Below are 8,368 nucleotides of genomic sequence, written 5' to 3'. Positions count from 1 at the left end.
GTTGGGTTGCCCATGCGAAGAATGCCGCCCTCGACTAGCCTGCGAGCTGCGCGTGCAGGAACATCCTGCCGCGCGAGGAAGCCAGCCACAACACGAACGCGATGTTGGCGACCACCGTGAACCAGAATGGCCCCCGGAACGAGGCCTTGCGCGACTTGTGCCGGAGCAGCCCCTGCGCGGCCAGGCCAATCGGGACCTGTGCGGCCGTCTCGCGGCCGGCCGGCTGGAGCGTTTCATCGGAGTGATCTACCGCCCCGACACCGAGCGCTGGAGCCACTACGTGGAATGCTCGATGCCGCGCCAGTTCGACGGCTACACCTGGTTCGACCAGACCCATGCGGTCGAGCCGCTTGGCCAGGAGCCGCGGGCCGGCGTTGCGGAAACCTGGCCGTTCGGCCTCTAGCTGTGATCTCTCGGTAGGTTGTTCACCCGGGGCGATCCCGGGATTCTGGAGGTGCGACCCAACCAGCACACCAGGAGCCCCGGATGAACCTGCATAAACATGCCCGTCTTACGCCCCGAGGTCGAGCCCTGCTCGTGGAGCGGGTGCTCGAGCACGGTCTGCGGGTGGAGGAGGCGGCGCATGCGGCCGGGGTCAGTGTGCGTACGGCGTACAAGTGGCTGGCGCGCTTCCGCGAAGAGGGTGCCGCCGGGCTACTCGATCGATCCTCCCGACCGCATCGTTGCCCGCATGCCACGGACGCCGCGGTCGCCAAGCAGGTGATGGAGCACCGCCGTGAACGCTGGACCTACCGACAGATCGCCCAGCATCTGGCGGTGGCCGTCAGCACGGTCGGCCGCCTGGTCAAGCGCGCGGGGCTGCATCGGCTGGCGGAACTGGAGCCGGCACGCCCGGCCAACCGGTACGAATACCCCGCGCCGGGCGACCTGTTGCATCTGGACATCAAGAAGTTAGGGCGGTTCTGGCGCCCCGGCCATCGCGTCACCGGCGACCGCCAGCAGACCTCCGACGGGGCCGGCTGGGAGTTTGTACACGTGGCGATCGATGACGCCTCGCGCGTGGCGTTCGGCACCATCGAGCCCAACGAGCGCGGCCACAGTGCGTGCCGCGCCCTGCTCACGGCGCTGCGCTATTACCGCACGCTGGGCGTGCGCTTCTCTCGCGTCATGACCGACAACGGTGCCTGCTACAAATCCCGCGCCTTCCGGCGGCTGCTGCGCCGGCTGGGACTGCGGCACGTACGCACGCGGCCCTACACGCCCCGCACCAACGGCAAGGCCGAACGCTTCATCCAGACGGCGCTGCGCGAGTGGGCCTACGCGCGCAGCTATGAACACTCGGCCCAGCGCGCCGACCACTGGCTGACCTGGCTGCATCAGTACAACTGGCACCGGCCACATGCCAGCCTGGACTACCGTCCGCCTATCACCCGCATCGCCATGAACAACCTGGTGGGTTTACACAGCTAGCGCCACCGGCGCTCGGCACGCGGAACGCGCCGCCATGGGGCGGTGTCACTCGATATGGAACCGCTGCCCGGGAAGGCGGCTCTCGATGTAATGACCGAGCCCGTCGATGCCCGGTTCATAGCTCCGGCGTTCTACTACCGGCGGTTTCGCCCGGCCTCGCCGGGCATCCGCAGTGCTGGCGAGCCGATGCGCGCGGCGCGTGCCGGCGGGCGCTGACGAAACGATGGGATGGTCGAGCAGCATGACCGCATTCCTCTGGAGTCACCCGGTTACCGGGTGATGCCTACGGTAGGCCGGGGACCGCCCCGCCGAAAGCGAGACTTTTTCACAGCGGTCTTGAGATGGATTCAAGGGGCGCATCATGAGCAAGTTGCCGCTCACCGCCCTGCAGGGCTTCGTGCTTGCCGCGCGCACCGGCAACCTCTCGTCGGCCGCCCGGCAACTGCACCTGACCACCAGCGCGCTCAGCCACCAGATCCGCGGACTGGAAGAACGACTGGGGCGGCGCGTGTTCGTGCGCGGACCCCGCGGTGTCGACCTCACCCCGGACGGCACGCGCCTGCTCGATTCGGTGGGCCCCCAGTTCGCCGCCATCGAGCAGGCACTCAGGTACTTCAACGCCCCCGATCCGGACGTTCTGACCTTGAGCGTGATGGCGTCGGTCGCCTCGAGCTGGCTGTTGCCGCGCCTGCCCCAGTTCGCCGCGCGCCATCCCCGGCTGCAGTTGAACCTGCAGTCGAGCGTGGCGTTGGTGGACTTCGACCGCGAGGCGGTCGATGCCGCCATGCGGTTCGGGCCCGGCCACTGGCCGGGTGTGCGTGCCGAACACCTGTTCGATGACTGGCTGATCCCGATCGCCAGCCCCGGCCTGATCGCACGGCTGGGCCGGCCGGTGCTCGGCCGGTTGTCCGAGTGGCCGCTGCTGCGCGATCCCGCGGACGTGTGGCCGCGCTGGTTCCGTACCTTCGGCGGCACCCCGCCGGCACGTTATGTGGCCCACTTCGACGACACCGAAACGCTGCACTGCGCAGCCATCGAGGGCATGGGCGTCGCGCTCGGGCGGCTGACCATGGCCCGTCCGCTGGTCGAGGCGGGCCAGCTGGTGCTGCTGAGCACGCGCCGGCTGCGCGCCGAGTATGCGCATTACCTGGTGTACCCGGCCCGCAGCGCTGCACACCCGGCGCTGCTTGCGTTTCGCGACTGGCTGCTGGACGAAGCCCGGCGCTACGCGCAGGTGCAGGGCCAGGTGCCCATGCGCCGCAGACACTGACAAAGGCGGCGCCCGCCCGGCAGGGTCAGCCCTTGGCCCCGGCCACGACCATCCAGGACACGCCGAAGCGGTCGGTCAGCATGCCGAAGCTGGAGGCGAAGAAGCTCGGACCCAGCGGTTGCTGCACCTGGCCCCCTGCCGCCAGGGCGTCGAACATCTTGCGCGCCTGCGCGTCGTCGTCGGCCGCCAGGGACAGCGAGATGCCCTTGAACTCGGGATGCCCGGCGGCGAAGCCGTCCGAGGCCATCACCAGGGTCTGGCCGATCTGCAGGCTGGCGTGCATGACCTTGTCCGCCGGCGGTGGTGTCCCGCCCGGACAGCCGGCGTCGCCACCCTGCGGTGCATCCGAGTAGCGCAACAGTGCGTGCACCTGGGCGCCGAGCGCGTCACGGTAGAACGTCACCGCCTCTTCGCAGCGGCCCTCGAAGAACAGATACGGTTGGACTTGCATGTGAGATCTCCTCGCTGGGTGGAAGTGCCCGTGTGGGCGCTCCTGTTTCCGACGAGCGGGACGACCCGGAATCGACACTCACCGGGTCGGGATCGGCACGACCTCCGGGCTGCCGGTCAGCTGGCAGGCCAGCGCATACAGCACGCGCAGGTCCTGCCCGTCCAGCGTGTCGCCGTCCATGCCGCGGAAATGGTGGTGGAAGGAGCGCACCGCGGCCGGGCGGTCGTCCAGCGGGTAGCCGACCAGCGCTAGCGCCATCCACGGATCGAAGCCCGGCGGCGGGTCGACCAGCGGGCCGCGCGGCCACAGGCCGTAGCCGGCCTCGGCCAGGCGCTGCCAGGGGAACAGCGGGCCGGGATCGTCCTTGCGTCCGGGGGCCAGGTCCTCGTGGCCGAGGATCTGGGTGGGCGGGATGTGCAGTCGCGTGGTGAGGTCCGCCAGCAGGCGCAGCAGGCTGTCGATCTGCGCCGGCGCGAACGGCGAGCGGCCGTCGTTGTCCAGTTCGATCCCGATCGAGGCGGAATTGAGGTCGGTGATCGTGCCCCAGCGCCCTGGCCCGGCCTGCCAGGCCCGCTTGCTGTCGGCGACCAGCTGGTAGATCTCCCCGTCGCTGCCGACCAGGTAATGCGCGCTCACCGGCCCGCCGCTGTTGGCGGTGCGCAGGGTGTGCAGGCTTTCCCCGACCGAGTGCTGGTCGGTGAAATGGATCACGATCGCCACCGGCCGGCGCTGGTCGTAGTTGGGCGATGGCACCCAGTGCGCCAGCGGGTTGCGTACCGGCCCACACGCGGCCAGCAGCAGGGCCAGGGGCAGCAGGCGGCTCGCGCGAAGCAGGGTCGCGCACCCGGAACGGAAAGAGGACACGGCACTCGCTTGATGGAAAGGCATCGTCGAACCTGCCGCAGGCGCCCGGCGTGCGTCAAGCGCGGACGAACCCGCGGGCGTGGTCGGCAACGGAGCGGGTTCGGCATCGCGCCCTGCCCTGCTAAGGTTGCCGGTGACGTCCGGCAGACCCGGTTTGCTCGCGGTCCTCCGGCCCAGCCAACGCAAGGGGAGCACACATGCCTGCCACCATCCCGCCCACGCCGGTCCGCCCGAGGCCGCGCCACGCGCCGCGTGCCTTGCCGCTCGCGATGCTGCTCGCGTTCGGCCTGGCCGGCCCCGTCCATGCGAAGACCAGCGAACAGGCGCGCTGGGCGCAGGAGGCCCAGGCGGTGACCATCACCCGCGACGACTGGGGCATTGCCCACGTGCACGGCAGGACCGACGCGGATGCCGTGTTCGGCATGGTCTACGCGCAGGCCGAGGACGACTTCAACCGCGTCGAAACCAACTATCTCAATGCGCTCGGCCGGCTGGCCGAGGCGGAGGGCGAGAGGGCGATCTGGTCGGACCTGCGCCAGAAACTGTTCATCGATCCGGTCGAATTGAAGAAGCTCTACACACGGAGTCCGGACTGGCTCAGGCAACTGATGGACGCGTGGGCGGACGGGCTCAACTACTACCTCGCCACACACCCGGAAGCGCACCCGCGCGTGATTAGGCACTACGAACCGTGGATGGCGCTCAGCTTCACCGAGGGCAGCATCGGCGGCGACATCGAACGGGTCTCGCTCGGGCAGCTCGAAGCCTTCTACGGCAAGCCGGACGACACGCCGGTGCCGGTGGCGATGACCCGGACGCACCCGAGCTGGGTGGAACCGACCGGCTCCAACGGCATCGCCATCGCACCCAAACTCACCGCCGACGGCCACGCGCTGCTGCTGATCAACCCGCACACCTCCTTCTTCTTCCGCTCGGAGCTGCAGATGACCTCCGACGCGGGGCTGGACGCCTACGGCGCGGTGACCTGGGGCCAGTTCTTCGTCTACCAGGGCTTCAACCACCATATCGGCTGGATGCACACCTCCACCGGCGCCGACGTGGTCGACGAGTTCGCCGAAACCATCGTGCGCAAGGACGGCAAGCCGTATTACCGCTACGGCAAGGAGCTCCGGCCGGTCACCGAACGGACGATCGTCGTGCCTTACCGGGCCGCGGACGGCTCGATGGCCCAACGCACCTTCACCGCGTACTTCACCCATCACGGCCCGATCGTGCGCGAGGCGGGAGGCAAATGGATCGCCGAGGCGCTGATGAACCGCCCGATCCCGGCGCTGGAGCAGAGCTGGCTGCGCACCAAGGCACGCGACTACGCCAGCTACATGAAGGTGGCCGAGCTCAAGGCCAATTCGTCCAACAACACGCTGTTCGCCGATGACAAGGGCGAGATCGCCTACCTGCACCCGCAGTTCATCCCCAAGCGCGACGACCGGTTCGACTACACCAAGCCCGTCGACGGGTCCGACCCGGCAACCGACTGGCACGGCCTCACGCCGCTGGACCAGGCCCCGCACGTGCTCAATCCGCCCAACGGCTGGGTCTTCAACACCAACGACTGGCCCTACTCCGCGGCCGGCAGGTACAGCCCGAAGAAGGCGGACTTTCCGCGCTACATGGATACCTTCGGCGAGAACCCGCGGGGCCTGCACGCCACCCGCGTGCTGAGCGGCAAGGACAACTTCACCCGCGCCTCGCTCATCACCGCGGCGTTCGATTCCTACCTGCCGGCGTTCGCACGGCAGATCCCGATCCTGCTCCATGACTACGACGCGCTGCCGGCGGGCAATCCGCTGAAGAAGAAACTGGCCGGCCCGATCGCCCTGCTGCGCCACTGGGACTACCGCTGGGGCATCGCCTCGATGCCGACGTCGCTGGCGGTATTCTGGGGCGACACGCTGTGGGACGAGGTCAGCAAGGCGGACACCGCCGAGGGCCTGTCGGTCTACGACGCCATGGCCGACAAGGCCGGCCCGGCCATGCGCCTGCACGCGCTGGAGGAGGCCGTCGACCGGCTGCAGAAGGATTTCGGCCACTGGGGCGTGCCGTGGGGCGAGATCAACCGTTTCCAGCGGATCAACGGGGATCTCGTGCAGCCGTTCGACGACGCCAAACCGAGCATCCCGGTGCCGTTCACCTCGTCACGCTGGGGTTCGCTGGCCTCGTTCGGCGCGCACCGCTGGCCGGGCACCAGGCGCTATTACGGCACCAGCGGCAACAGCTTCGTCGCCGTGGTCGAGTTCGGCCCGAAAGTCAGCGCCCGTGCGATCACCGCCGGCGGCGAGAGCGGGCACCCGGCGTCGCCGCACTTCAACGACGAAGCCGAACGCTACACCACCGGCAACCTGCGCGAGGTCTACTTCTGGCCCGAGCAGCTGAAGGGCCACGTCGAGAAGGTCTACCACCCCGGCCAGACCGCCGGTTCCTGACCGACCGGGAGAGCGTCTGCGGGCGATGCGTTCGGATGCATCGCCCGCAGGAGGTTGCACGCGCCCCCGCGCGCCAACGCTGGTGCTACTTGCCCATCATCCGTTCACGGGCCGCGCGGAAGGGATTGCCCGGGTACCACTGCGGGAAGCTGTCCGAATCGCTCAGCTTGCGCCCCAGCAGGTACAGCGCCTGGGTGTCCTGCTCGATGCCGGAGAGATCCCAGTGCGGATCGAACACGTCCCGGGGCGTGTGGTAGCGGTGCGCGGTGTAATCGGCCGCTGCCGCCTCGCCCGCCTTGCGGCCCCCCTTGACCAGGTCCAGGCCGGAGCTCGGCAGCAGGGCGGGCACGCCGGCACGGGCGAAATTGAAATGGTCGGAGCGGAAATAGAAGCCGTTCTCCGGCGTCACTTCCGGCGAAAGCGTGCGGCCCTGGGTGCGCAGCACGTCGGCCAGCATGTCCTCCAGCTGCGACTGCCCCTTGCCGATCGCCGTCATGTCGTGCGCGCGGCCGATCACCGGAAGCGCATCCACGGCGATGTCCGCCACGGTCTTGTCGAGCGGGAACACCGGGCGCGCCACGTAGTACTGCGAGCCGAGCAGGCCCGATTCTTCCAGCGTCGGCATGAAGAACAGCACGCTGCGCTGTGGCGGCGTCTTCTGGTGGGCGAACGCATCGGCCAGCTGCAGCAGCATGGACAGGCCGGTGCCGTTGTCGACCGCGCCGCTGAACACCTTGTGTCCCGGCAGCGAGGGATCGGTGCCCAGGTGATCCCAGTGCGCGGTGTAGATCACGGCCTCGCCCGGCCGCTGGCTGCCCTTGACCATCGCCAGCACATTGCGCGACTGGATGTGCCCGATGCGGTTACGCAGTTTCACCGAGGCGGTCGCCTGCAGCGGCACCGGCTTGAAGTCCGGCCTGGACGCGCTCGCGGCAAGCGCATCGAAATCCTTGCCAGCCGCTGCGAACAACCGTTTGGCCGCCTGATGGGTCAGCCAGCCGGCGACCGGCAGCCGCGGCGCCGGATCCACGCTGGGCGGCAGGCTCAGCTGGGGCCCCTTGGCACCGTTGCGCAGCACCGTCCAGGGATAGCCGGCGGCAGCGTCGCTCGTATGGACGATGAAGCAGGCCGCCGCACCCTGCAGCGCGGCTTCGGCATACTTGTAGGTCCAGCGCCCGTAGTAGGTCATGGCGCGGCCGTTGAAGAACTTCGGATCTCCGCTGGCGAAGCCGGGATCGTTGACCAGCACGATCACCGTCTTTCCCTTCACGTCCAGGCCCGCGTAGTCGTTCCAGTGCCAGGCTGGCGCGTCCGCGCCGTAACCGACGAATACGATCGGCGAGTCGCGCAGGTCCACGGTCGCCTTGGCCTGCAGGGTTTGCGCGACCATGTCGGTACCCAAGGCGAAGTGATCGAGCTTGCCCCGCGAGCTGATGTCCAGCGTGACGTCGCGGTTGAGCAGCTCGGTGGTGTCGGCCGGAACTTCCTGGAACCACGAGCCATGGTTGCCCGGTTCCAGGCCCATGCGCTTGAACTGCTCGACCAGCCAGGCAACGGTGCGCTCCCCGCCGGGCGTGCCCGGCTTGCGGCCCCCGAAGGCATCGGAGGCCAGTGTGCGGTCGTAGCGGGCGAAATGCGCGGCGCTGATCTGTGGCGGCGTGGCGGACGAGGCGGCGACAACCGGTTGCGCGGCGACGAGACAGAGGGCCGCGAGACCGGCACAAAGCGTGGGACGCATGGCGTGAGCCTTCGTGAACGAGGGGATCCTGTTTGTAGCGCAGTGGTGGCACAGTGTCCACGGCGCGCCGTGCATGGAGGACGCTGCCGGCCGCGCCCAACGCCGGCGACCTCCTCAGCGCAAACCGACGGTGCCGTTGGCCGCCTTGGCGAGGCGCGCGGGGTCATAAC

At 69.0% G+C, this 8,368-nt stretch carries 8 protein-coding genes; 4 read left to right on the top strand and 4 right to left on the bottom strand.

Going from position 1 to position 8,368, the window contains the following annotated elements; translation table 11 throughout:
• Positions 1-157 precede the first annotated feature (157 nt).
• Together VFH59_RS05025 and VFH59_RS05020 are read left to right on the top strand one after the other, a co-directional pair.
• Complete coding sequence (locus tag VFH59_RS05025; RefSeq protein ID WP_325163788.1) at positions 158-403, top strand: erythromycin esterase family protein; 246 nt, start codon at positions 158-160, stop codon at positions 401-403.
• Between the two features lie 83 nt (positions 404-486).
• Positions 487-1,431, top strand: coding sequence for an IS481 family transposase (locus tag VFH59_RS05020; RefSeq protein WP_325163787.1), 945 nt, complete (start codon positions 487-489; stop codon positions 1,429-1,431).
• Positions 1,432-1,476: 45 nt separating this feature from the next.
• Here VFH59_RS05020 and VFH59_RS05015 read toward each other — a convergent pair whose 3' ends face one another.
• Entirely contained in the window at positions 1,477-1,674 is a 198-nt protein-coding gene (locus tag VFH59_RS05015) for a hypothetical protein (protein ID WP_325163786.1), read from the bottom strand.
• Between the two features lie 118 nt (positions 1,675-1,792).
• Here VFH59_RS05015 and VFH59_RS05010 point away from each other — a divergent pair, with 118 nt between their 5' ends.
• A complete protein-coding gene (locus tag VFH59_RS05010) occupies positions 1,793-2,701 on the top strand; it encodes a LysR substrate-binding domain-containing protein (protein ID WP_325163785.1) in 909 nt (302 codons plus the stop codon).
• A gap of 25 nt (positions 2,702-2,726) precedes the next feature.
• Here the strand turns inward: VFH59_RS05010 and VFH59_RS05005 are convergent, their stop codons facing one another.
• The gene (locus VFH59_RS05005) at positions 2,727-3,152 is read right to left on the bottom strand and encodes a VOC family protein (RefSeq protein WP_325163784.1); all 426 of its coding nucleotides are present in this window, start codon (positions 3,150-3,152) and stop codon (positions 2,727-2,729) included.
• 78 nt (positions 3,153-3,230) lie between these two features.
• Positions 3,231-4,040 carry an N-acetylmuramoyl-L-alanine amidase gene (locus VFH59_RS05000; RefSeq protein WP_414655852.1) on the bottom strand — a complete coding sequence of 270 codons (810 nt, stop codon included), beginning with the start codon at positions 4,038-4,040 and terminating at the stop codon, positions 3,231-3,233.
• A gap of 173 nt (positions 4,041-4,213) precedes the next feature.
• On the opposite strand from VFH59_RS05000, the gene VFH59_RS04995 reads away from it, so the two are divergent.
• Positions 4,214-6,460 (top strand): penicillin acylase family protein, encoded by a 2,247-nt coding sequence (locus VFH59_RS04995; RefSeq protein ID WP_414655851.1) that lies wholly within the window; start codon positions 4,214-4,216, stop codon positions 6,458-6,460.
• Positions 6,461-6,545: 85 nt separating this feature from the next.
• On the opposite strand, the gene VFH59_RS04990 is transcribed toward VFH59_RS04995, so the two are convergent.
• The gene (locus VFH59_RS04990) at positions 6,546-8,198 is read right to left on the bottom strand and encodes a M28 family metallopeptidase (RefSeq protein WP_325163783.1); all 1,653 of its coding nucleotides are present in this window, start codon (positions 8,196-8,198) and stop codon (positions 6,546-6,548) included.
• Positions 8,199-8,368: the final 170 nt, after the last annotated feature.

The organism is Frateuria sp. (assembly GCF_035695185.1).
Lineage (GTDB): Bacteria > Pseudomonadota > Gammaproteobacteria > Xanthomonadales > Rhodanobacteraceae > Frateuria_A.
The sequence above is the reverse complement of the archived record's forward strand: the minus strand, read 5'-3'. Positions and strand labels throughout refer to the sequence as shown.